General features: G+C 61.3%; 2 protein-coding genes. Both read left to right on the forward strand.

The annotated features are described in order from the left end of the window. The first annotated feature begins 242 nt into the window (after positions 1-242). Complete coding sequence (locus tag EN914_RS34930; RefSeq protein WP_024503019.1) at positions 243-1,175, forward strand: VOC family protein; 933 nt, start codon at positions 243-245, stop codon at positions 1,173-1,175. 4 nt (positions 1,176-1,179) lie between these two features. After that, a partial coding sequence (locus EN914_RS34935; protein ID WP_407067832.1) for an alpha/beta hydrolase occupies positions 1,180-1,577 on the forward strand: 398 nt, incomplete at its 3' end.

Below are 1,577 nucleotides of genomic sequence, written 5' to 3' on the forward strand. Positions count from 1 at the left end.
TGGCTTTTCCAGTCACTCACGATACCTTTGTCCCGGGATGTCGAACGCCGTTTATGGAACCGAATTCTGGCCTTGGCGCAAGTCTGACCTGCGAGCCAATTGGTGAACGAACCTTGTTCCATCGTTCACTTTTATGACACAGTCCATTCTGTGTTTGCCGCCTTTGCGGAAACTGCCCTGGTCCTCATATTGGCGTGGACAGCGGCGAGGGCCGCACATGTACCAAGGGAAGGAGCGAGACAATGCTCGACCAGATCAAGGGCCTGCATCACGTCACGTCGATGGCCAGGGATGCCCGCCAGAACAACGATTTCTTCACCAGGAAACTCGGTCAGCGCCGGGTCAAGAAGACCGTCAATTTCGACGCGCCCGATGTTTACCATCTTTACTACGGTGACGAGGCCGGTACGCCGGGTTCGGTGATGACCTATTTCCCCTTCCCCGACATCGGCAAGGGCCGGCATGGGGTCGGGGAAGTCGGAACCACCGTCTACTCGGTGCCGGAAGGCACGCTTGGCTATTGGGAAAAACGCTTTGCCGATGAGGGCGTCACCGGCCTCTCGCGCGAAGAAACCTTCGGTGAGAAGCGCCTGGCTTTTGCCGGACCGGATGGTGACGGCTTCGCGCTGGTCGAGTGCAAGAGCGACAGCAGAGCACCCTGGGCGAAAGGCGGCGTTCCCACGGATGAGGCGATCCGAGGCTTTCATTCCGTGTCGCTCAGGCTGAAGGATGGCGGCGCCACGGAAGAGCTGCTGAAGTTCATGGGCTATGAGGAAGTCGACAAGTCCGGCAATCTCAGGCGGCTGGCGGTGAAGAACGGCAATGGCGCCGATGTCATCGACATCGAATCGCTGCCGAGCACTGCCTTCGCCGACCTCGGCGCCGGCTCCGTCCATCACGTCGCCTTCGCGGTCGAGAACCGCGCCAGGCAGCTGGAAGTACGCAAGGCGTTGATGGACACCGGCTATGGGGTGACGCCGGTGATCGACCGCGACTACTTCTGGGCGATCTATTTCCGCACACCGGGTGGCGTGCTGTTCGAAGTCGCCACCAACGAGCCGGGTTTCGATCGCGACGAGGATACCGCTCATCTGGGCGAGGCGCTGAAGCTGCCGACGCAGCACCAGCACCTGCGGCCCTATCTCGAACAGCATCTGCAGAAGTTGGAAGGCTGAGACCATGAGCAAGGACGCTTACATCCACAAGGTGCTGCCCGGTTCGCCGGGCGGTCCATTGCTGTTCGTCTTCCATGGCACGGGAGGCGATGAGAATCAGCTTTTGTCGCTGGGGCGCGATCTCGCGCCCCAGGCAACCATCGTCTCGCCGCGCGGTGATGTGTCGGAACAAGGTGCCGCGCGCTTCTTTCGCCGCGCCGCCGAGGGCATCTACGATATGGACGACCTGGCGCGGGCGACGACCAAGATGGCGGGCTTCGTCAAGGCCCATGTTGAAGCAGCGAAGCCATCGGCCGTGCTGGGTCTCGGCTATTCCAACGGCGCCAATGTCCTGGCCTCGGTGGTGTTCGTGGTTCCAGCGCTGTTCGACGCGTCGGTGCTGATGCATCCGCTGATCCCGTT

Origin of the sequence: Mesorhizobium sp. M7A.F.Ca.CA.001.08.2.1 (assembly GCF_003998455.1) — a bacterium.
GTDB classification, from domain to species: Bacteria; Pseudomonadota; Alphaproteobacteria; order Rhizobiales; family Rhizobiaceae; genus Mesorhizobium; species Mesorhizobium ciceri.